This window comes from Micromonospora sp. NPDC023966 (assembly GCF_040639095.1).
Classification (GTDB): Bacteria; Actinomycetota; Actinomycetes; order Mycobacteriales; family Micromonosporaceae; genus Micromonospora.
On record NZ_JBEZZJ010000037.1, the window covers coordinates 21,450 to 40,865 of the forward strand.

Annotated in this window: 22 protein-coding genes, 1 pseudogene and 1 riboswitch; of the genes and pseudogenes, 8 read left to right on the plus strand and 15 right to left on the minus strand. The window is 75.7% G+C overall.

Annotated elements, in window-relative coordinates:
- The first annotated feature begins 2 nt into the window (after nucleotides 1-2).
- A riboswitch (SAM riboswitch) is annotated at nucleotides 3-113 on the plus strand.
- A gap of 32 nt (nucleotides 114-145) precedes the next feature.
- The 4 genes from AB0F68_RS29800 to AB0F68_RS29815 all read left to right on the plus strand — a co-directional run bounded on the left by AB0F68_RS29800 (nucleotide 146) and on the right by AB0F68_RS29815 (nucleotide 2,793).
- Nucleotides 146-277, plus strand: a complete 132-nt coding sequence (locus tag AB0F68_RS29800) for a hypothetical protein (protein ID WP_357344230.1) — start codon at nucleotides 146-148, stop codon at nucleotides 275-277.
- Between the two features lie 102 nt (nucleotides 278-379).
- Nucleotides 380-1,237 carry an ABC transporter substrate-binding protein gene (locus AB0F68_RS29805; RefSeq protein ID WP_357344232.1) on the plus strand — a complete coding sequence of 286 codons (858 nt, stop codon included), beginning with the start codon at nucleotides 380-382 and terminating at the stop codon, nucleotides 1,235-1,237.
- Nucleotides 1,238-1,273: 36 nt separating this feature from the next.
- Nucleotides 1,274-2,053 carry an amino acid ABC transporter permease gene (locus AB0F68_RS29810; RefSeq protein WP_357344234.1) on the plus strand — a complete coding sequence of 260 codons (780 nt, stop codon included), beginning with the start codon at nucleotides 1,274-1,276 and terminating at the stop codon, nucleotides 2,051-2,053.
- Nucleotides 2,050-2,793 carry an amino acid ABC transporter ATP-binding protein gene (locus tag AB0F68_RS29815; protein WP_357344236.1) on the plus strand — a complete coding sequence of 248 codons (744 nt, stop codon included), beginning with the start codon at nucleotides 2,050-2,052 and terminating at the stop codon, nucleotides 2,791-2,793. Before AB0F68_RS29810 ends, AB0F68_RS29815 begins: the two co-directional genes overlap by 4 nt.
- Before the next feature lie 94 nt (nucleotides 2,794-2,887).
- Here the strand turns inward: AB0F68_RS29815 and AB0F68_RS29820 are convergent, their stop codons facing one another.
- From AB0F68_RS29820 to AB0F68_RS29850, 7 genes are all read right to left on the minus strand, one after another.
- Nucleotides 2,888-3,580, minus strand: a complete 693-nt coding sequence (locus AB0F68_RS29820; RefSeq protein ID WP_357344238.1) for a RibD family protein — start codon at nucleotides 3,578-3,580, stop codon at nucleotides 2,888-2,890.
- Nucleotides 3,577-4,212 (minus strand): GTP cyclohydrolase II, encoded by a 636-nt coding sequence (ribA, locus tag AB0F68_RS29825; protein WP_357344239.1) that lies wholly within the window; start codon nucleotides 4,210-4,212, stop codon nucleotides 3,577-3,579. The genes AB0F68_RS29820 and ribA overlap by 4 nt, the downstream gene beginning before the upstream one ends.
- 69 nt (nucleotides 4,213-4,281) lie before the next feature.
- Entirely contained in the window at nucleotides 4,282-5,256 is a 975-nt protein-coding gene (locus AB0F68_RS29830; RefSeq protein ID WP_357344241.1) for a lysylphosphatidylglycerol synthase domain-containing protein, read from the minus strand.
- Nucleotides 5,257-5,308: 52 nt separating this feature from the next.
- Entirely contained in the window at nucleotides 5,309-6,121 is an 813-nt protein-coding gene (locus AB0F68_RS29835; RefSeq protein ID WP_357344243.1) for an SAM-dependent methyltransferase, read from the minus strand.
- Entirely contained in the window at nucleotides 6,118-7,155 is a 1,038-nt protein-coding gene (locus tag AB0F68_RS29840) for a glycosyltransferase family 4 protein (protein ID WP_357344245.1), read from the minus strand. The genes AB0F68_RS29835 and AB0F68_RS29840 overlap by 4 nt, the downstream gene beginning before the upstream one ends.
- Before the next feature lie 4 nt (nucleotides 7,156-7,159).
- A complete protein-coding gene (locus AB0F68_RS29845; RefSeq protein ID WP_357344246.1) occupies nucleotides 7,160-7,558 on the minus strand; it encodes a 6-carboxytetrahydropterin synthase in 399 nt (132 codons plus the stop codon).
- A 3-nt stretch (nucleotides 7,559-7,561) separates the two neighbouring features.
- Nucleotides 7,562-8,539, minus strand: coding sequence for a dehydrogenase (locus AB0F68_RS29850; RefSeq protein ID WP_357344248.1), 978 nt, complete (start codon nucleotides 8,537-8,539; stop codon nucleotides 7,562-7,564).
- 53 nt (nucleotides 8,540-8,592) lie between these two features.
- Here AB0F68_RS29850 and AB0F68_RS29855 point away from each other — a divergent pair.
- Both AB0F68_RS29855 and AB0F68_RS29860 read left to right on the plus strand, forming a co-directional pair.
- Nucleotides 8,593-9,447: pseudogene (locus AB0F68_RS29855) on the plus strand (CDP-alcohol phosphatidyltransferase family protein); the annotation flags it as partial.
- Nucleotides 9,448-9,505: 58 nt separating this feature from the next.
- The gene (locus AB0F68_RS29860; RefSeq protein WP_357344250.1) at nucleotides 9,506-11,281 is read left to right on the plus strand and encodes a sulfatase-like hydrolase/transferase; all 1,776 of its coding nucleotides are present in this window, start codon (nucleotides 9,506-9,508) and stop codon (nucleotides 11,279-11,281) included.
- 12 nt (nucleotides 11,282-11,293) lie between these two features.
- Here AB0F68_RS29860 and AB0F68_RS29865 read toward each other — a convergent pair whose 3' ends face one another.
- The 6 genes from AB0F68_RS29865 to AB0F68_RS29890 all read right to left on the minus strand — a co-directional run bounded on the left by AB0F68_RS29865 (nucleotide 11,294) and on the right by AB0F68_RS29890 (nucleotide 16,880).
- The gene (locus AB0F68_RS29865) at nucleotides 11,294-11,572 is read right to left on the minus strand and encodes a hypothetical protein (RefSeq protein ID WP_357344252.1); all 279 of its coding nucleotides are present in this window, start codon (nucleotides 11,570-11,572) and stop codon (nucleotides 11,294-11,296) included.
- A 95-nt stretch (nucleotides 11,573-11,667) separates the two neighbouring features.
- The gene (locus tag AB0F68_RS29870) at nucleotides 11,668-12,729 is read right to left on the minus strand and encodes an ABC transporter ATP-binding protein (RefSeq protein WP_357344254.1); all 1,062 of its coding nucleotides are present in this window, start codon (nucleotides 12,727-12,729) and stop codon (nucleotides 11,668-11,670) included.
- Complete coding sequence (locus AB0F68_RS29875) at nucleotides 12,726-13,526, minus strand: ABC transporter permease (RefSeq protein WP_357344256.1); 801 nt, start codon at nucleotides 13,524-13,526, stop codon at nucleotides 12,726-12,728. The genes AB0F68_RS29870 and AB0F68_RS29875 overlap by 4 nt, the downstream gene beginning before the upstream one ends.
- Nucleotides 13,523-14,281, minus strand: coding sequence for a molybdate ABC transporter substrate-binding protein (modA, locus tag AB0F68_RS29880; RefSeq protein ID WP_357344297.1), 759 nt, complete (start codon nucleotides 14,279-14,281; stop codon nucleotides 13,523-13,525). Before modA ends, AB0F68_RS29875 begins: the two co-directional genes overlap by 4 nt.
- Before the next feature lie 11 nt (nucleotides 14,282-14,292).
- Entirely contained in the window at nucleotides 14,293-14,694 is a 402-nt protein-coding gene (locus AB0F68_RS29885; RefSeq protein ID WP_357344258.1) for a MerR family DNA-binding transcriptional regulator, read from the minus strand.
- A gap of 92 nt (nucleotides 14,695-14,786) precedes the next feature.
- A complete protein-coding gene (locus AB0F68_RS29890; RefSeq protein ID WP_357344260.1) occupies nucleotides 14,787-16,880 on the minus strand; it encodes a heavy metal translocating P-type ATPase in 2,094 nt (697 codons plus the stop codon).
- Nucleotides 16,881-17,012: 132 nt separating this feature from the next.
- On the opposite strand from AB0F68_RS29890, the gene ygiD reads away from it, so the two are divergent.
- The gene (gene ygiD / locus AB0F68_RS29895) at nucleotides 17,013-17,882 is read left to right on the plus strand and encodes a 4,5-DOPA dioxygenase extradiol (RefSeq protein WP_357344262.1); all 870 of its coding nucleotides are present in this window, start codon (nucleotides 17,013-17,015) and stop codon (nucleotides 17,880-17,882) included.
- Nucleotides 17,883-17,900: 18 nt separating this feature from the next.
- Here the strand turns inward: ygiD and AB0F68_RS29900 are convergent, their stop codons facing one another.
- Nucleotides 17,901-18,284, minus strand: coding sequence for a DUF1622 domain-containing protein (locus AB0F68_RS29900; protein WP_357344264.1), 384 nt, complete (start codon nucleotides 18,282-18,284; stop codon nucleotides 17,901-17,903).
- A 232-nt stretch (nucleotides 18,285-18,516) separates the two neighbouring features.
- On the opposite strand from AB0F68_RS29900, the gene AB0F68_RS29905 reads away from it, so the two are divergent.
- Nucleotides 18,517-18,684 (plus strand): hypothetical protein, encoded by a 168-nt coding sequence (locus AB0F68_RS29905; protein ID WP_355666456.1) that lies wholly within the window; start codon nucleotides 18,517-18,519, stop codon nucleotides 18,682-18,684.
- A gap of 9 nt (nucleotides 18,685-18,693) precedes the next feature.
- Here the strand turns inward: AB0F68_RS29905 and AB0F68_RS29910 are convergent, their stop codons facing one another.
- Nucleotides 18,694-19,353 (minus strand): DUF2238 domain-containing protein, encoded by a 660-nt coding sequence (locus AB0F68_RS29910; protein WP_357344266.1) that lies wholly within the window; start codon nucleotides 19,351-19,353, stop codon nucleotides 18,694-18,696.
- Between the last annotated feature and the right edge of the window lie 63 nt (nucleotides 19,354-19,416).

Genomic DNA, 19,416 nt, shown 5'->3' on the forward strand with positions numbered 1-19,416 from the left:
CAGGTCATGAGCGCCAGCGCCAAGCCCCGGCTCGCTGGCCGGCAACCCTCCTCCGCGGTGGGGTGCCCCGGGTGAGGACCAGGCACCGGCAGCCGCCGGTGCAAGCGTGGCCTGGTACCCAGGTCATCACCGACCAGAGGGAACCATGTTTGCTCAGCTTCGCACCCCGCCCGCCGACGGCATCGCCTACCCGGCGCGTTTCGCGCTGGTCAAGCGGCGGCACGTCGACCTGATGCGGGTGTGCAGCGACGCCTGTCGCCGCCCCGACGCGCGCTGAGCGCCACTCCCCTCCACCTCCGCACCATCCCTTCCGGCTCGCCCGCCTCGGGCGTGCCGTCGGCGGCGTGCGCCCACGCCGCCCCGGACCCTGGAGACACCTGTGCGATTCCGTTCCGCCCTGACCCGCGCCGCCGCGTTCGGCGCCGCCGCCGTGCTCGCCGCCACCGCCCTCACCGCGTGCGGCGACGACGGCGCCACCAGCGAGGCCGCCAACCCGTACGGCCTGCTCCAGGCCGGCGTGCTGCGGGCCGGCACGCTCACCGACGCCCCGCCGAACGTGTACCTGAAGGACGGCAAGTTCACCGGCTTCGACAACGACCTGCTCACCGCCGTCGCCGCGAAGGTCGGCCTGAAGGTGGAGTTCGTCGGCACCGACTTCTCCGCCCTGCTCTCCCAGGTGAACAACCGCAAGTTCGACGTGGGCAGCTCCTCCATCACCATCACCGAGGCCCGGAAGAAGACCGTCGACTTCGGCAACGGCTACGACTTCGGCTACTTCGGACTGGACGTGCCGGCCGGCTCCCCGATCAGCGGCTTCGACCAGCTCGCCGGCAAGCGGGTCGTGGTCGTGCAGGGCACCGTCCAGGACGACTACGCCACCCGGGAGAACCTCAACCCGGTGCGGGTGCCCGACTACAACGGCGCGGTCAACCAGCTCAAGGCCGGCACGGCCGACGCCTGGATCGCCCCGGCCGAGATCGGCGACAAGTCCGCCGCGGACAGCAGCGGGAAGATCAAGGTGGCCGCGAAGCAGCTCAGCCCGGCCCCGACCGCGTACGCGTTCGCCAAGGGAGGCGACAAGCTGCGCGAGGCGCTGAACAAGGGCCTCGACGAGGTGATCGCCGACGGCACCTGGAGCCGGCTCCAGGCGCAGTACTACCCGGGCCGGCCGATCCCGGCCGACTTCAAGCCGGGCAGCGGCACGGTGGCCGTGCCGTCGCCGTCAGCGGCTTCCTGACCCGGAACGATCCAGACGAGCGGGGCGGACGGAGACATGGATCCACTGAGCACCCTGTGGGAGACCTTCTTCGACTGGGACGCCATGCGCGAGGCGCTGCCCGAGATGCTGACCGTCGGGCTGCCCAACACGCTGATCCTGGCGGTCTCCGCCGCCCTGCTCGGCTCGGTGCTGGGCATGCTGCTGGCCGTCGCGGGCATCTCGCGTACCCGATGGTTGCGGTGGCCCGCCCGGGTCTACACCGACGTCTTCCGCGGCCTGCCGGCGGCGGCGACCATCCTGCTCATCGGCGTCGGCCTGGCGCCGCTGGGCATGCAGGTGTGGGGCCCGAACCCCTACCCGCTCGGCGTGCTGGCGCTGTCGCTGATCGCCGCCGCCTACATCGGTGAGATCTTCCGCGCCGGCATCCAGAGCGTGGAGGCCGCCCAGCTGGAGGGGGCCCGGGCGCTCGGTTTCTCCTGGGGCGAGGCGATGCGCCTGGTCATCGTTCCGCAGGGCGTACGCCGGGTGCTGCCGGCCTGGGTCAACCAGCTCATCGCGCTGATCAAGGACTCCAGCCTGGTCTACTTCCTCGGTCTGGTGGCCAGCCAGCGGGAGCTGTTCCGGATCGGCCAGGACTACGCCGCCACCACCGGCAACGAGTCCGCGCTGCTGCTGGCCGGCCTGTGCTACCTGGTGCTGACCGTGCCGCTGACCCACGCGGTCAACTGGATCGACCGGCGGCTGCGGCAGGGCCGGACGGTGGCCGCCCCGGACCACGACGTCGAACTCGACCCCGCCGGCGCGCCGGCTCCGGCCGGAAAGGACCCACGATGAGCACCGCCACCGCCACCTCGGTCAGCCTGGCCGTCCGGGACGTGCACCTGGCCTTCGGTCAGCACCGGGTGCTGCGCGGCGCCGACCTGGAGGTGGCCCGGGGCGGGACCGCCTGCGTGATCGGCCCGTCCGGCTCCGGCAAGTCGACGCTGCTGCGGACGATCAACCGGCTCATCGAGCCGGACCGTGGTGACGTGCTGCTCGACGGGCGCAGCGTGCTGGGCGACGACCCGGACGCGCTGCGCCAGCGGATCGGCATGGTGTTCCAGCAGTTCAACCTCTTCCCGCACATGACCGTGCTGCGCAACCTCACCCTCGCGCTGCGCAAGCTCAAGAAGCTCCCCGAGGACGAGGCGGTGCAGGTCGCCCGGGCCCAGCTCGACCTGGTCGGGCTGGCCCACAAGGCCGAGGCCCGGCCGGCGCAGCTCTCCGGCGGGCAGCAGCAGCGGGTGGCCATCGCCCGGGCCCTGGCGCTGCGGCCGCAGGTGATGCTCTTCGACGAGGCCACCTCGGCGCTCGACCCGGAGCTGGTCAAGGGGGTGCTCGGGGTCATGGCCGACCTCGCGGCCGCCGGCATGACCATGGTGGTGGTCACCCACGAGATGGGCTTCGCCCGCGAGGTGGCCGACACGGTGGCCTTCATGGACGCCGGCGTCGTGCTGGAGGCCGGCCCGCCGGCCGCCGTCTTCGAGGCCCCGGAGCACCCACGACTGCGTCGCTTCCTGTCCCAGGTGCTGTGACCCCGACCGCCCGGCCCCGCGCCCTCGTCCTCCGGGTCGCCGAGGTGGCGGGGTCCGGGCGCCTTGGATGCCGCCACCTCGGCGGGCCGACGGCTCAGACCGCGGGGCAGCGGTCCGAGAGCGCGTAGCGGGTGAGCACGACGTCGCCGATCTGGCGTACCTCGACGACCCGGGCACGGCGGCCCGGGTGCCACGGGAAGGCGCCCTCCCCGACGAACCGGGGCGCCCGGTGGTCGCCCACGAAGAACGGCGCGACCACCAGGTGCAGCTCGTCGGCGACGCCGGCGGTGAGGAACTGGCAGTGCACGGTGCCGCCGCCCTCCACCATGAGCCGGTCGACGCCGCGCCCGGCCAGGTCGGCGAGGATCACGGCCGGGGTGACCGGGTCACCCGCGTCGACCACAGTGGCCACCGCGCCCACCTGCTCCCGGGTCTTCTCCACCACACCGCGCGGGCAGTAGACCAGCTTCGGCCCGTCGCCCATGGTGAAGAACCGGGCGGTGGGGTCGAGGTCGCCGCTGGCGGTGACGGTCACCTTCGCCGGGGACGAGGGCAGGCCGCGGGCCACCCGCTCGGCCCGCCGCCGCTCGCTGCGCACCAGCAGCCGGGGGTCGTCGCGGCGGACCGTGGCGGCGCCCACCATGATCGCGTCACAGGCGGCCCGGACCGCGTCGATCCGGTCCAGGTCGTCGTCGTTGGACAGCAGCAGCCGCTCGCCGGTCGCGTCGTCGATGTAGCCGTCGATCGACATGGCGCAGCTGAGCAGCACGTACGGCCGGCCGGTCACGGCACGAAGGGCAGGTCGAGGGCATGGTCGGCGCGGACCACCTTGGCCGCCAGGTAGCCCGCGTTCGCCGGGGACAGGTGCACGCCGGTGAGCACCCGGTCGGCCACCGTGATCCCCAGCCGCTCCAGCTGGGCGGCCTTGTCCGGGTTGTTGCTGAGCAGGGCCACCCGGGTCACGCCGAGCGCGGCGAGCATCTGCGCGGCCACCGTGTAGTCGCGCTCGTCGGCGCCCCGGCCGAGCGCCACGTTCGCCTCGTAGGTGTCCAGCCCTCCGTCCTGCAGGGCGTACGCGTCGAGCTTGGCGTAGAGGCCGATACCCCGGCCCTCCTGGCGCAGGTAGAGCAGGTAGCCGCCGGCGTCGGCGATCCGCTCGACCGCCTCGCGCAACTGCGGGCCGCAGTCGCACCGCTGGCTGCCGAACACGTCGCCGGTCAGGCACTCGCTGTGCGGGCGGACCAGCGGTGGAGAGGCCTCCGGGTCCCGCCGCTCACCGAGCCCGATCGCGAGGTGCTCGCGACCGTCGACCAGGCCGTGGAAGGAGTGCACCCGGGCGGTGGTCACGTACCCGTCGGGGAACCGCAGGGGGACGGTGACCTGGGTCCGAACCGTCGCGGTGGGCAGCGTTTCGTCCATGCTTCTCCTCAGTCCGGGCTGCCGGGACGTGCCGGCAACGCACACCTCGCACCAACACCGTAGGCGGGATCACCGACAGTCGCCGGTCTCCTGAGGACGCCGGCGGACCAGCAGCACCGCGGCCCCCGGCAGACTGGCCACCAGGACCAGCGCCCCGTAGACCGTGCCGGTGGCGACGCCCTGCGCGGCGGTGAGCCCGGCCGCGGCGAACGCCCAGGCGGCCACCCCCTCGCGCGGCCCGAATCCGCCCACATTGGTCGGCAGCCCCATGGCGAGCAGGGCCAGCAGGATCAGCGGCAGCAGCCGGGACAGCGGCGCGTCGACGCCCGCGGTGCGCGCCGCCACCACGAAGGTGGCCAGGTGGCCGGCCACCACGACGGCCGAGGCCGCCACCACGCCGAGCCAGGTGCGCCGGGCGAGCAGGCCGGCCCGGACGTCGGCGACCGCGGTGCGCGCCGCGCGGGCCCAGCGGGACGCCCCGGAGCGGGGCACGGCCCGGGCGGCCAGCGCCAGGGCCAGCGCGGCGGCGGCCAGCCCGGCGGCCACCGCCGGCAGGTACGGGCGGACCGGGGACGGCAGCGCCGCCAGCACGGCCACCGCGATGACCAGCTGGACCACCTGGCCGGCGGTGCGCTCCCAGACCACGGCGCGGACACCCCGGGCCACGTCCCCGGCGTCCCGGCCGTGCCGGACCGCCCGGTGCACGTCGCCGAGCACCCCGCCGGGCAGCGTGGAGTTGAGGAAGACCGCCCGGTAGCAGTGCGCGACCGCCGCCGGCAGCGGCAGCCGTACGCCCAGCCCGCCGGCGACGAGCGACCAGCGCCAGGCGCAGCAGACCGTGGTGACCGCGCCGATGCCGAGTGCGGCGGCGAGCGCCGGCGCGTCGATCAGCCGCAGCCCGGCCAGGAACGGGCCGGCGCCCACCGACCAGACCAGCGCGGCGAGCACGGCGAGCCCGGCGAGCGGGCGGGCCCAGGCCCAGAGCGACCGGGCCGGCGCGGGCGCGGCGGCCGGGACGGGCCCGGCGACGGCGGCGTGTGACAACAGCGGTCCTCCCTCGGTCCATCCCTTGTCACGTGTCGCCGGCCGGTATGGTTCACCCGGCCAGCAGGTCGGCGTGGTGCAGCACCACGCGCAGCCGGCCGTCCGCCGCCTCGGCGAGCCGCCGCTCCCGGTACGCCCCGACCACGCCGCCCAGCTCCGGCCGCTCCTCGACGGCCGCGTCGAGCCAGCCGACCAGCCACTCCGCGGTCAGCGCGGCCTGCTCCGGACCGAGGTGCCAGGGGCTGGACCGGATCCGCACCGGCACGCCCCGGCGGCGGAAGGCCGCCACGGTGACGTCCACGGCGTCCGGCCCGAGCAGGGCGCGACCGCCGACCGTCCGCCGCTGGTGGGCGTTGAACGCGGCCTCCAACGCGGCGTCGAGCGGGTCGGCGGGGGTGAACCGCACCCGGCCCAGCACGGTGATCGCGAACAGGGTGGGGTGACCCACGCACGCCGCCACCACCCGCTCGACCTCCTCGGCGGTGAGCATGTCCAGCAGCGCCGAGGCGGTGACCAGGTCGGCGTCGGCCAGATCGGCGGGCGCCAACCGGGTGATGTCGGAGCCCCGCGTCAGCACGGTGACCGGGCGGCCGTCGGCGGACCCGATCTCCCCCGCGGCGGCCAGCGCCAGCAGGTCGGCGTCCCGCTCGTGCAGCTCCCAGCGCTGCGGGCCGGGCAACCGCGGGGCGAGCCAGCGGGCCATCGACCCGGTGCCGCTGCCCAGGTCGTGCACGACCAGCGGCCGGTCGGCGGGCAGCCGGGCGCGCAGCGCGTCGACCAGGTCGGCGGAGCGGGCGGCCGCGTCGGCGGGTTCGCGCAGCCGCAGCCAGTCCGCGAAGTCGGGGGGTAGCAGGGAGGTGGTCATGCCGCGGTGGCCTCCTTGAGGGCGGCCGCCAGTCGGTGCGCGGTGACCGCCCAGCCGGTGAGGGTGTCCCGCCGCTGCCGGGCGGCGCGGCGCAGCCGGTCCCGCAGGTCCGGGTCGGTGAGCCAGCGGCGCAGCGCGTCGGCCAGCGCGGCCGGGTCCGCCGGGGGCACCAGCAGGCCGGGCCGGTCGCCGTCCGGGCCGCGCCCGAGTGTCCCGGGCAGGCCGCCGGTGTCGCTGGCCAGCACCGGTACCCCCCGCGCGAGCGCCTCGGTGACCACCATCCCGTAGGTCTCCCGGCGGGACGGCAGCACCAGCAGGTCGGCGGCGGCGTACGCGGCGGCAAGGTCGGCCCCGGTGCACGGACCGGCCAGCCGGACCCGGCCGGCGAGGCCGGCGTCGGCGAGTTGCCGGCGCAGCCGCGCGACGAAGTCCGGGTCGCGGGTGAGCGGGCCGACCCAGTCGCAGGTCCAGGGCAGTTCGGCGACCCGGTGCAGGGCGGCGACGAGCACGTCGTGCCCCTTGAGCGGGGTGACCGCCGCGACGCAGAGCAGCCGGTCGCCGGCCGGCGAGCCGGGGGCGACCGGCGCCGGGTCGACGCCGGGCGGGGCGACCGCCACCCGGTCGGCGGCGAGCGGATAGCGGTCGAGCAGCCGGCGGCGGGTCCACGCGCTGGTGGTCACCACGGCCGTCGCCGCGGCCAGCGCCCGGGCCTCGACCTCGTCCTCCAGCGGCAGGTGCACCAGCACGACGAGGCGCAGCCGCCGGGCCTGCGGGGCCAGCACCTCCGGCACGGTCGAGGCGACCAGCCCGTCGAGCAGCACGACCGCGCCGTCGGGCAGCGCCGCGAGCACCCCCGCCAGCGCGGCCCGGTCCGCCGCCGCCGGGTGCGGCCAGCCACCCGGCACCGGGTGCTCCCGCACCGTCCAGCCGAGCGCGGCCAGCTCGCGGCAGGCCCGCCGGTCGTACCCGTTGCCGCCGCTGGGGCTCGCCGGGTCGTCGATGTCGCCCGGCAGCACCACGTGCACGACGGTCATCCGGTCAGAGCGACCGCTCGTAACTGGCCCAGGCGACGTGCGACTCGTGCAGGGTGACGGTGATCCCGGCCAGGCCGCGCGCCCCCTCGCCGAGCCGCCCGGCGTGCACGGCCTCGGCCAGCCGGTCGGCGACCGTCCGGGCCAGCACCTCGGTGGTGGTGTTCACCCCGGAAAAGTCCGGCTCGTCGTCGAGGTTGCGGTAGTTGAGCGCCCCGAGCACGGCCTTGAGCTGCTCGGTGGCCAGGCCGATGTCGACCACGATCCCGTCGGCGTCCAGCTCCGGCCGGCGGAAGGTGACGTCGACGACGAAGGTCGCGCCGTGCAGCCGCTGGGCCGGGCCGAACACCTCGCCACGGAAACTGTGGGCGACCATCATGTGGTCCCGGACGGTGACGCTGAACACGGATCACTCCTCTTCGTAGGTGATGAGCTGGCAGAGCGCGGGGAGCCGGCCCGAGGCGAGCCGGTCCAGCACGTCGGGCAGGTCCGCGAAGCGGGACCGGCCGGTGAGCAGCGCGTCGAACGCCGGGTCGGCGAGCAGGTCCAGGGCCACCGCCAGCCGGTCGGCGTAGCTCCGGTCCGCGCGCCGGGGCGACACGGTGCCGACCTGGCTGCTGCGGATGCCGAGCCGCTTCGAGTGGAACGCACCGCCCAGGGCCAGGGTGACCGGGCGGTCGCCGTACCAGCTCAGCTCCAGCACGCTGCGCTCCGGGCGGAGCAGGTCCAGGGCGCGTTGCAGCCCCTCGGCGCTGGCGCTGGCATGCACCACCAGGTCCCGGTCGCCGGCCGCGTCGGCGGGCAGCGCGAAGTCGACACCGAGCGCCGCGGCCACCTCGGCCCGGGCCGGGTCGGCGTCGACCAGCTCCACGCGGACCCCGGGGAAGCGGGCCAGCACGGCGGCCACGCAGCAGCCCACCATGCCGCCGCCGAGCACGGTGGCCCGGTCGCCGACCAGCGGCGCGGCGTCCCAGAGCGCGTTCACCGCGGTCTCCACCGTGCCGGCCAGCACCGCGCGGGCCGCCGGCACCCGATCGGGTACGACCACCACGGCGTCGGCCGGCACCACGTACGCGGTCTGGTGCGGGTGCAGGCAGAAGACGGTACGCCCGCGCAGCTCCGCCGGTCCCGCCTCGACGGTGCCGACGCTCAGGTAGCCGTACTTCACCGGGGCCGGGAAGTCGCCCTCCTGGAACGGAGCGCGCATGGTGGCGTACTGGTCGGGCGGGACCCGGCCGCTGAAGACCAGGGTCTCGGTGCCCCGGCTGACGCCGGAGTAGCGGGCGCGGACCAGCACCTCGCCGGGGCCGGGCGGGGCGAGCGCGACCGGGCGGATCTCACCCTCGCCAGGGGCGCGCAGCCAGAAGGCGCGGGCGTCACCGGTCACGAATTCTCCTCTTTTCCGCATCCGGACCGAACCGGACGGCCGAATTTCCCGTGATGACTGGCAGGGTTGTCGATCATAGACACGGAGGCAGGGTGTCCACGGTTCGAAATGGCCCGTCGGTCGGGCTGATCGTGCAGTTCGTCCTGCTGGCCGGGCTCGCCGCCACGGTGGGCCTCGGCGTGGCGGGCTGGCTCGCCGGCCTGGCGTACGCCGGGGTGCTCTGCGGGCTGCTCCGGCGCGGCCTGCGGGCGGCCGGCGCGGACCGGCTCGGTCCGGCCGACCGGGTGACGCTGGCCCGGGCGCTGCTGGTCGGCGGGGTGCTCGCCCTGGTCGTCGACGGCGGGCCGGCGCCGGTGGCCGTGCTGGTCCCGCTCACCGTGGTGGCGCTGGCGCTGGACGCGGTGGACGGCCGGGTGGCGCGGCGCACCGGCACGGTGAGCGCCCTGGGCGCCCGCTTCGACATGGAGGTCGACTCCTTCCTGCTCCTGGTGCTCAGCGTCCACCTTGTCCCCTCCGTGGGCACCTGGGTGCTGGTGATCGGCGGGATGCGGTACGCCTTCGTGGCGGCGAGCTGGCCGCTGCCCTGGATGCGCGGGACGCTACCGCCCCGATACTGGCGCAAGGTGGTCGCGGCGGCGCAGGGCGTGGTGCTCGCGGTGGCCGCGAGCGGGCTGCTGCCCCCGGCGGCGACCGGGGCGCTGGTCGCCGGCGCGCTGGCCCTGCTGGTGGAGTCGTTCGGCCGCGACGTGCGCTGGCTGTGGCGGCACCGCCCGGGCGCCCCGGCCGTCCGACCCGTCCCGGCCGTCGAGCTCGTACCGGCGGCGGGACCCGCGCTGCCCGCCGCGACCGCGCTCCCCGCGCTGCACGTCGGGCCGGTCCCGCCCGGCCGGCCGATGCCGGTCGCCGTCCGGATCGTCGCTCACCAGCCGGTCTGACCCCTCCCTCCCCTCGCCGAAGGACGCCCCCGTGTCACTGCGTACCCGTCTCCGCCGGCCTGCCGGGCCGGCCACCCCCGCCCTCGACACCGAGGCGTCCACGCCGACGCCCGGCACGCCGGAGGACGCCACGCCACCGGGCGACGCGGCGGTGGCCGACGCCGGCACCGCCGGCCCGGCGCGCAACGCTTCCCGTGCCCGTCGTGCGGCCGGGGCGGTCCTCACCGGGCTGGCCGCGCTGCTGGTGGCGGCGGCGCTGGTCGCACCGGACCGGCTGGCCGAGGCCGGGCCGGGCGCGGTGCTGCGGCTCCCGGTGGAGGCCCTGGTCGCGGTGGCCCTGCTGCTCGTCCTGCCGACCCGGGCCCGCCGGCCGGTCGCCGTGGCGCTCGGCCTGGCGCTGGGCCTGCTGACCGTGCTCAAGCTGCTGGACACCGGCTTCTGGGTGGCCCGGGACCGGCCGTTCGACGTGCTCCTCGACTGGGGCCTGTTCGACGACGGCTTCGGCTACCTCACCGACTCGGCCGGCCGGGCCGGCGCGGTCGCCGCGGCGGCCGGCGTGGTGCTGCTCGTGGTCGGCCTGCCGGTGCTGGTGGCCCTCGCGGCGCGGCGGCTGGCCCGGGTCCTGGCCGGGCACCGCACCGGCGCGGTCCGGGTGGTCGCCGCGCTGGCCGTGCTCTGGCTGGGCTGCGCCCTGTTCGGGGTACGCGCCGCCGGCGTGCCGGTCGCCGACCGGACGGCGACCACCCTGGTCGCGTCGCACGTCGGCCAGGTCCGGGCCGGCCTGCGCGACCGGGCCGCGTTCGCCGGGGAGCTGACGGCCGACGCGTACCGGGACGTGCCCGGCGACCGGCTGATGACCGGGCTGCGCGGCAAGGACGTGCTGGTCGCCTTCGTGGAGAGCTACGGCCGGGACGCCGTGGAGGACCCGGCACTCGCCCCGGGCGTGAACGCGGTGCTCGACGACGGCTACCGCCGGCTGCGCGCGGCCGGGTACGACGCCCGCAGCGGCTTCCTCACCTCGCCCACCTTCGGCGGCGGCAGCTGGCTGGCCCACGCCACCCTGCTCTCCGGGCTCTGGATCGACAACGACCAACGCCACCGGGACCTGCTGGCCGGCGACCGGCTCACCCTCAACGGCGCGTTCCACCGGGCCGGCTGGCAGACCGTCGGGGTGTTGCCGGCCGCCACCCAACCCTGGCCGGAGGGGAAGTTCTTCGGCTACGACCGGTACTACGACGCGGAGAAGTTGGCCTACCAGGGCCCGAAGTTCAGCTACGCGCCGATGCCCGACCAGTACACCCTGGCCACCTTCCAGCGGCTGGAGCGGGACCGGCCGCACGCCCCGGTGATGACGGAGATGCCGCTGGTCTCCAGCCACTCCCCCTGGTCGGCCATCCCGAAGCCGGTGCCCTGGGACGCGGTCGGCGACGGCACCATCTTCCACACGGCGTCCACCAGCACCGGCGGCAGCCGGGACATCGTGCAGCGGGACGCCGACCAGGTCCGCGCCGACTACCGGCACTCCATCGAGTACAGCCTCGGCACCCTGGTGTCGTACGTGCTGACCTACGGCGGGGACGACCTGGTGCTGGTCTTCCTCGGCGACCATCAGCCGGCCGCCTCGGTGACCGGGGAGGGCGCCGGCCGGGACGTGCCGATCACCATCGTGGCCAAGGACCCGGCCGTGCTGGACCGGGTCGCCGGCTGGGGCTGGCAGGACGGGCTGCGCCCCGGCCCGCAGGCCCCGGTGTGGCGGATGGACACCTTCCGGGACCGCTTCCTCACCGCCTTCTCCGCCGCTCACTGACCGCCGGCCGGCTCAGGCCGCCCGGCGCCGGTCCCGGGCCGTCCGGCCGGTGGTCTCCCGGAACCCGGCGCGCCGCGCGCCGGCCCGGGCCAGCCGCATGGCCCGGCGCGCGTTGACCATCGGCTCGCAGGGCGCGCTCCGCCCGGCACAGAGCAGGCTGGGACAGCGTCCCGTCGCGTCCGGCTGGTGGGCGGCGGCCACGTCGTACGCGGTGCGCCACAGCAGCGGGTCGGTGACGTCGTCCGGCAGGACGGCGTCCTGACTGGATCGGATCCGTGTTCTCTCGGGCACCCCGTTCCCCCCTTCGTGTCGCTCCCCTGTTCAGTGACCGGCCGGGCCGACGTCAAACCTTTCACCGGCGCGGGTGGACCGCCGAGCGGCCCGCGTCACGCCGGGTACGCCCGGGTCTCCGCGGCCTTGACCGCCGCCCAGACCGGCTGGCCCGGGCGCAGCCCGAGGTGGGCCGCCGCGGCGGGGGTGACGTCGGCGGCCACGGGGACCGGCCCGGCGAGCTGGACCCGCAGGTTGTCGCCGTGCCGCTGCACCCCGGTCACGGTGGCCGGCCAGACGTTGCGCGGGCTGCCGTCGGGGCGGGTGGGGTGCAGCGCGACGGCGGCCGGCGGGAAGGCGACGAACGCCTCCCCGCGCACGGTGTCCGCCGTGGTGAGGGTGAGCCCGCCGACGGTGACGGTGTGCCCGTCGGCGTGCCCGCGGTGCAGGTTGAGCCCGACCAGCCGGGCCACGTAGTCGGTGCGGGGGCGGGCCGTGACGGTCGCCGCGTCCCCCTCCTGGACCACCTGCCCCTGCTCGACGATGACCAGCCGGTCGGCGAGCACCAGGGCGTCCAGCGGGTCGTGGGTGACCAGCAGGGTGGCGCCGGGGTGCGCGCCGAGGTGGTGCTGGAGTTCGGCGCGGGTGTCGAGCCGGGTCCGGGCGTCGAGCGCGGCGAGCGGCTCGTCGAGCAGCAGCAGGGTGGGCTCGACGGCGAGCGCGCGGGCCAGCGCGACCCGCTGGGCCTGCCCGCCGGAGAGCTGGCGCGGCCGGTGCCGGGCCTGCCCGCCCAGGCCGACCCGGTCCAGCCAGTCCTGCGCGCGGGCCCGGGCGGCCCGCCGGTCGGCGCCCCGGCGGCGCGGCCCGAACGCCACGTTGTCCAGGGCGCTGAGGTGCGGGAAGAGCAGGTAGTCCTGGAACACCACGCCGACCGGGCGCCGCTCGGGCGGGGTCCACACCCGCCGGTCGGGACGGTCGAGGTCGGCGCCGCCGAGGGTGAGGTGCCCGGCGCTGAGCGGGTGCAGCCCGGCGAGGGCCCGCAGGGCGGTGGTCTTGCCGGCCCCGTTCGGGCCGAGCAGCGCCAGCACCTCCCCGGCGCCGATGTGCAGCCGCACGTCGAGGTGGAAGGCGCCCCGGTCGGCGACCAGGTGCGCGTCGAGCAGGGGTGGGGTGGTCACGTCACACCGACCCAGCGATCGCGCAGCGCGGCGAGGATGGCCACCGAGACGGTGAGCAGGATGAGGCTGAGCACGATGGCGGCCTGCAGGTCGGTCTCCAACGCCAGGTAGACGGCGAGCGGCATGGTCTGCGTCCGCCCCGGATAGTTGCCGGCGAAGGTGATGGTGGCGCCGAACTCGCCGAGCGCGCGGGCCCAGCAGAGCACCGCGCCGGCCGCCACCCCGGGGGCGACCAGCGGCAGGGTGACCCGGGTGAAGGTGGTCCAGCGGCCGGCGCCGAGGGTGGCCGCCGCCTCCTCGTAGCGGGGGTCGGCGCCGCGCAGCGCGCCTTCGACGGCGATGACCAGGAAGGGCATGGCGACGAACGCCTCGGCCAGCACCACCCCGGCGGTGGTGAACGGCAGGGTCACCCCGAAGGTGGCGTCCAGCCAGGACCCGAGCAGCCCGCGCCGTCCGAAGACCAGCAGCAGCGCCACCCCGCCGACCACCGGCGGCAGCACCAGCGGCACGGTGACCAGCGCGCGGACCAACCGCCGGCCGGGGAACTGCACCCGGGCCAGCAGCCAGGCCAGGGGTACGCCGAGCGCGACGCAGAGCAGCGTGGCGGCGGTGGCGGTCTCCAGCGACAGCCGCAGCGCGGTGAGCACGCCGGGCTCGGCCAGCCGCCGGGGCAGCGTGGTCCAGGGCGCCCGGACCAGCAGCCCGGCCAGCGGCAGGACGAGGAAGAGCAGCCCGAGCCCGGCGGGGAGCAGCAGGGCCAGCGGCACCCGCTGCCGGCGGCGCGTGGATCGGCTCACCGGTTCGGCGGGGCCTGGAACCCGGCCGCGGTGAGCACGGCCAGACCGGCGTCGGAGCGGACGTGGTCGACGAGGGCCCGGGCCCCGGCCGGGTTGCCGGCGTGCTTCAGCACCACGATCGGGTAGTCGTTGACCGCCCGGACGGACTCGGGGAACTCGACGGCGGCCAGCCCGGCGGCGTCGCGCACGTCGGTGCGGTAGACCAGCGCCGCGTCGACCTCGCCGAGCTTCACCTTGGCCAGCGCGCCCTTGACGTCCTGTTCCAGGGTGGCCGGGGTGAGCCGCACGCCAGCCCCGTCGAGGGCCGACTTCGCCGCCGCCCCGCACGGCACCTGCTCGGCGCAGAGCGCCACCTTCACCCCCGCGCGGGCCAGGTCGGCCAGGCCGGCGACCCGGTCGGGGTTGCCCTCGGGTACGGCGATGACGAGCTGGTTGCGGACCAGGACGGCCGGCGTCCCAGCCGCGTCGCCCGCGTCGGTGACGGCCTTCATGGTGGCCGGCGAGGCGGCCGCGAACACGTCGGCCGGCGCGCCCTGGGTGATCTGGGTGGCGAGCGCCGAACTGCCGGCGAAGTTGAAGTCGACCCGGGTGCCCGGGTGCGCGGCCTCGAAGTCCCTGCCGAGCTTCGTGAAGGACTCGGTGAGCGAGGCGGCGGCGAAGACGGTCACCGTGCCGCCGGCCGGTTCGTCGTCGGCGGCGCCGCAGCCGGCCGCGGCCAGGGTCAGCGCGACCAGCCCGGCCAGCGCGGCACGCATCCACCGTGCGGTCACGGGCTGGTCCTTCCCTTCGGCGCGGGCGCGCGCTCCACCACGACGGTGGTCGACTTGATCACGGCGACGGCGACCGAGCCGACCTGGAGGTCGAGGTCGTCGACCGCCTCGCGGCTCATCAGCGACACGATCCGGAATGGCCCGGCCTGGATGTCGACCTGGGCCATCACGGTGTCCTTGACGACGGCGGTGACGATGCCGCGTAGCCGGTTGCGGGCCGAGGAGAGCTCGGGGTGGCCCGGGGCGCGGACGAACGCGGCCAGGTCGGCCCCGTCGAGCACCCGGTGACCGTGCTCGTCCCGGACGGCCGGGAGCCGCCCGGCGTCGATCCAGCGGCGGACTGTGTCCGCGCTGACCCCGAGCAGTTCGGCGGCCTCGCCGATCCGGAACACCGTCACGCGGCCACCCTAGCGGTCCGCAGATGCGGCTGTGAAGCGGTGCGGCCCCTCGCATCCACCAGGAGCGAGGGGCCGCGTCGGCAGTAGCTGCGTCAGCCGTCGGCCGGCGTGAGCCGGACCCGGCGGAGCAGTTGGGCGTTGAGCGCCACCACGATGGTGGAGGCGGACATCAGCACCGCGGCGACGGCCGGGCTGAGCGCGATGCCCGCCCAGCCCAGCACCCCGGCGGCGAGCGGGATGGCCACCACGTTGTAGCCGGCCGCCCAGGCCAGGTTCTGCCGCATCTTCCGGTACGAGGCCCGGGACAGCCGGATCACGCCGGTGACGCCGCGCGGATCGGAGCTCGCCAGCACCACCCCGGCCGACTCGATCGCCACGTCGGTGCCGGCGCCGATGGCCACACCCACGTCGGCGCGGGCGAGCGCGGGAGCGTCGTTGACCCCGTCGCCGACCATCGCCACGGTCAGGCCGCGGGACTGGAGTTCGGTGACCGCCTTGTCCTTGTCGGCGGGGAGCACCTCGGCGAAGACCTCGTCCACGCCGGGGCGGAAACCCAGGTCGGCGGCGACCGCCTCGGCGACCGGCCGGGCGTCCCCGGTGATCATCACGATCTTCTTCACCCCCTGCTCGCGCAGTTCGGCGATGGCCGCGCGGGCTTCGGGACGGACCTCGTCCTCGAGGGCGAACGCGCCGACCACCTCGGGGCGGCCGCCTCCGGGCAGCCGGACCAGGTGCAGCACCGCGGCGCCCCGCCGGGACCAGTCCTCCGCCGCGCGGGTCAGCTCGGCGGGGGCGTCGGTGCCCAGTTCGCGCAGCAGGGCGGGGCCGCCCACGGCCCAGTCGGCGCCGTCCACCGTGGCGCGTACGCCCCGGCCGGTCAGCGAACGGAAGTCGCGGGCGGCGGCTCGCAGGCCCCGGTCCTGCGCGGCGGTCACCAGGGCCCGGGCGAGCGGGTGCTCGCTGTCCGCCTCGACCGCGCCGGCGAGGCGCAGCGCACCGTTCTCGTCCAGCCCGCCGGTGGCGGCCACCCCGGTCAGGGTGTGCCGTCCCTTGGTGAGGGTGCCGGTCTTGTCGAACAGCACCGCGTCGACGGTGCGCATCCGTTCCAGGGCGAGCCGGTCCTTCACCAGGATGCCGGCGCGGGCGGAGAGCGCCGTGGAGAGCGCCACGACCAGCGGGATGGCCAGCCCGAGGGCGTGCGGGCAGGCGATCACCAGCACCGTCACGGTACGGACCACGGCCTGGTCGGTGTTGCCGAGCACCAGCCAGGCCGCGAAGGTGGCCAGGCCGGCGAGGGCCGCGACGTAGAACAGCAGCGCGGCGAACCGGTCGGCGAGCACCTGGGCGCGCCCGCCGGAGGACTGCGCCTGGGCGACGAGCCGGCCGATGCCGGCGAGCGCGGTGTCCTCGCCGACGGCCTCGACGCGTACCCGCAGGGCCGAGTCGGTGGCCACGGTGCCGGCGACCACCCGGTCCCCGACGGCGCGCGGCACCGGTCGGGACTCACCGGTGATCATCGACTCGTCCAGCTCGGCGGACCCGTCCACGATCCGGCCGTCGGCCGGGACCCGGCCACCGGAGCGGACCAGCACCAGGTCACCCACCCGCAGGTCGGGCACCGGCACCCGGTGCGGCTGCCCGGCGTCGTCGAGGCGTTCGGCGTCGTCGGGTAGCAGCGCGGCGAGCGCCGACAGGGCTCCCTGGGCCTGCCCGATCGCCTTCATCTCCTGCCAGTGCCCGAGCAGCATGATGGTGACCAGGGCGGCCAGTTCCCACCAGAAGTCCAGGTCGAACAGGCCGAGGCTGGTGGCCACCGAGGCCAGGTAGGCGACGGTGATCGCCATCGAGATCAGCAGCATCATGCCCGGCGCCCGGTCGCGCACCTCGCGGACGCCGCCGACCAGGAACGGCCAGCCGCCGTAGAAGAAGACGACCGTGCCGAGGACCGGGCCGACCCAGCGGACGCCCGGGAATTCCAGCGAGTAGCCGAACCAGTCCATGACCATGTGGCTGGTGAGCACGATCGGCAGGGTCAGCGCCAGGCTCAGCCAGAACTTGCGGCGGAACTGCTCCGGGTCGTGCCCCGCGTGCTTGTCGTGCCCTGCGTGCTTGTCGTGCCCACCGTGCATGTCGTGGCCCGCGTGCTCGTCGTGGTCCGCGCCGTGGTGCCCGTGCTCGTGTTCCATCGAACTCCACCTCCGCCGCCACCTTATACCCCCCGGGGGTATTCGCCAACTCTCCCGCCCGGCACGGCCGGTGGCCGGACGCGCGAGAGGCCTTCGGGTTAGCCTCGGGGCGCGGCCGGCCCGGGGAGCGAGATGAGCGAGCAGAACACCCAGACGGCGCTGCCGGCGGCCTTCTTCGGGCACGGCAACCCGATGAACGCGCTGGAGGTCAACCGCTACACCGCCGCCTGGCGGGAGTTCGGCCGGTCGGTGCCCCGGCCCCGGGCCATCCTGGTGGTCTCCGCGCATTGGTACATCGGCGCCACCGCGGTCACCGCGATGCCCCGGCCGCGCACCATCCACGACTTCTACGGCTTCCCGCAGCAGCTCTTCGACGTGCGGTACCCCGCGCCCGGGCTACCGGAGCTGGCCGAGGAGATCAGCGACGTGGTGCACCCCACCTGGGTCGGCGCCGACCTGGACTCCTGGGGCATCGACCACGGCACCTGGTCGGTGCTGACCCACGCGTTCCCCGAGGCCGACATCCCGGTGGTGCAGCTGAGCATCAACGCGTTCAAGCCGTTCGACTACCACCTCGACCTCGGCGCCCGGCTCGCCCCGCTGCGCGAGCGCGGCGTGCTGGTGGTGGCCAGCGGCAACGTGGTGCACAACCTGGGCGGGGTCGACCCGCGGCTCACCGACGAGGGCTTCGACTGGGCGCGCCGCTTCGACGACGCCGCCCGGGAGACGGTCCAGGACGCGCCGACCGAGGCGGCCCGGCTGGACGGGCACCGGGACTTCGGCCTCGCGGTGCCGACGCCGGACCACTTCATCCCGCTGCTCTACCTGGCCGGGCTGGCCGGCGCCGCCGGGGACCGCCCCGACGTGCTGGTCGACGGGTACGCGTACGGGTCGCTGTCGATGACCGCGTACACCCTCGGGCTGCGCTGCCGGGGCGAGCAGCCGCCGGGTGGCGCGCCGTCCCTGCCGGGCGGGGTGCCGGCGGACTCCGCCAACATCTGAGGCGCTGCTTCGGCGCTCTCAGCGCTCCGGTCGGGACCCCACGCTGGAGCCGCCGACCGGTGCCTTGCCCTGCCACGGCCAGCGGCCGTCCAGCTCCACCTGCAGCGAGACGCTGAGGAACGTCCGGACCGCCACGATCAGCGCCAGCACCCCGACGCTGGTGAAGGTGGGCGACACCGCCACGGTCCGGATGATGTCCCCGGCGACCAGGAGTTCCAGGCCGAGCAGGATGGCCCGCCCGACCCCCTGCCGGTACGCCCGGTAGTGGTCGACGACCTGCCGGGTGCGCCACCAGCGCAGCGCGAAGACGACCGTGGCGACCGCGACGCCGACCGCGATGACCAGCACCCCGGCCAGGTCCAGGAGCGTTCCGACGTGCTGGATGATCTCCCTGGTCGGCACCCGACACCCCCGTACCGCCGGCGGCAGCCGCGACGGCCCCGCGCGGGCCGTCCGCAGCACCACCCTGTCGCATCACCGCTGCCCACGGGCGGCTTTCGCCCGAGCGCGCCCGGACGGCGGGCCTCGCCGGCATTCGCCTACCACCGCCCGCCGCCGCGCCTAGGGTGGAAATCGGACCGGACCGTCCCGCCACCGGCGGGCGGTCATCGACGGCACCTGGCGAGGAGCGGACGTGACGGAGCCGGAAGAGGACCGGGAGAAGACCAAGAAGACCGACGACGTCCTGTACTCGGCGGACGGCGACCCGCACCACAACCTGGCCCAGGCGCCGCAGCCCGACGAGCACCTGACGCCCCGGTACGAGCACGACGGCGAGACGGAGACCGTCGGCGACGAGTGAGCCCTCCGGTCAGGCGTCGGTCCGGGCCGCCCGGACATCGACCCCGGCGGGCGGCCGGGTGGTGGCCGGCAACTGGCGGTCGTGCAGGCGGCTGAGCAGCGCCAGCGACGTGATCGCGCCGACCAGCGCCAGGAACATGTCCCACTGGGTGTCCCAGACGTCGCCCTGGGTGGCGAGGAAATCGTCGGCCGCCGACCCGCCGGCCAGCGCCGCCCACCACTCGATCATCTCGAAGAGGGCGCTGAACGCCAGGCAGGCGCAGACCACCAGCGGGGCGAGCCAGCGGCTGCCGCGCAGCGGCGACCGGCGGACCAGGATCTCGCGGACCAGGATCGCCGGCACGAAGCCCTGGGCGAAGTGGCCGAGCCGGTCGTACGGGTTGCGGGACAGGTGGAACGCCTCCCGCGCCCAGTCGCCGACCGGCGTGCGCGCGTAGCTGTAGTGGCCGCCGACCACGAGGATCAGCGCGTGCGCGGCGAGCAGGCAGCAGAGCAGCGTGGTCAGCGGGAACCGGCGCCAGGTGACCAGCACCAGCGGGACGCCGACGAGCACCCAGACCGTCTCCAGCAGCCAGGTCAGCCGGTCGTACGGCCGGATGCCGGAGGCCACCAGGGCGGCGAGGACCAGGAACAGCAGCGCCGGTGGGACGAATCTGCGTGCTCGGGACACCGGCGACCGCCTGTTCACGTCTCACCCGGTGCGGCCCGGCGCCGTCCGGAGAGGCCGACGATA

Coding starts and splice junctions, on each gene's coding strand:
- AB0F68_RS29815 (WP_357344236.1), top strand. CDS start 2,050: ATGAGCACCGCCACCGCCACCTCGGTCAGCCTGGCCGTCCGGGACGTG.
- modA (WP_357344297.1), bottom strand. CDS start 14,281: ATGCGTGCCGCGCTGGCCGGGCTGGTCGCGCTGACCCTGGCCGCGGCC.
- AB0F68_RS29890 (WP_357344260.1), bottom strand. CDS start 16,880: ATGGAACACGAGCACGGGCACCACGGCGCGGACCACGACGAGCACGCG.
- ygiD (WP_357344262.1), top strand. CDS start 17,013: ATGAGCGAGCAGAACACCCAGACGGCGCTGCCGGCGGCCTTCTTCGGG.
- AB0F68_RS29810 (WP_357344234.1), top strand. CDS start 1,274: ATGGATCCACTGAGCACCCTGTGGGAGACCTTCTTCGACTGGGACGCC.
- AB0F68_RS29835 (WP_357344243.1), bottom strand. CDS start 6,121: ATGACCACCTCCCTGCTACCCCCCGACTTCGCGGACTGGCTGCGGCTG.
- AB0F68_RS29840 (WP_357344245.1), bottom strand. CDS start 7,155: ATGACCGTCGTGCACGTGGTGCTGCCGGGCGACATCGACGACCCGGCG.
- AB0F68_RS29800 (WP_357344230.1), top strand. CDS start 146: ATGTTTGCTCAGCTTCGCACCCCGCCCGCCGACGGCATCGCCTACCCG.
- ribA (WP_357344239.1), bottom strand. CDS start 4,212: ATGGACGAAACGCTGCCCACCGCGACGGTTCGGACCCAGGTCACCGTC.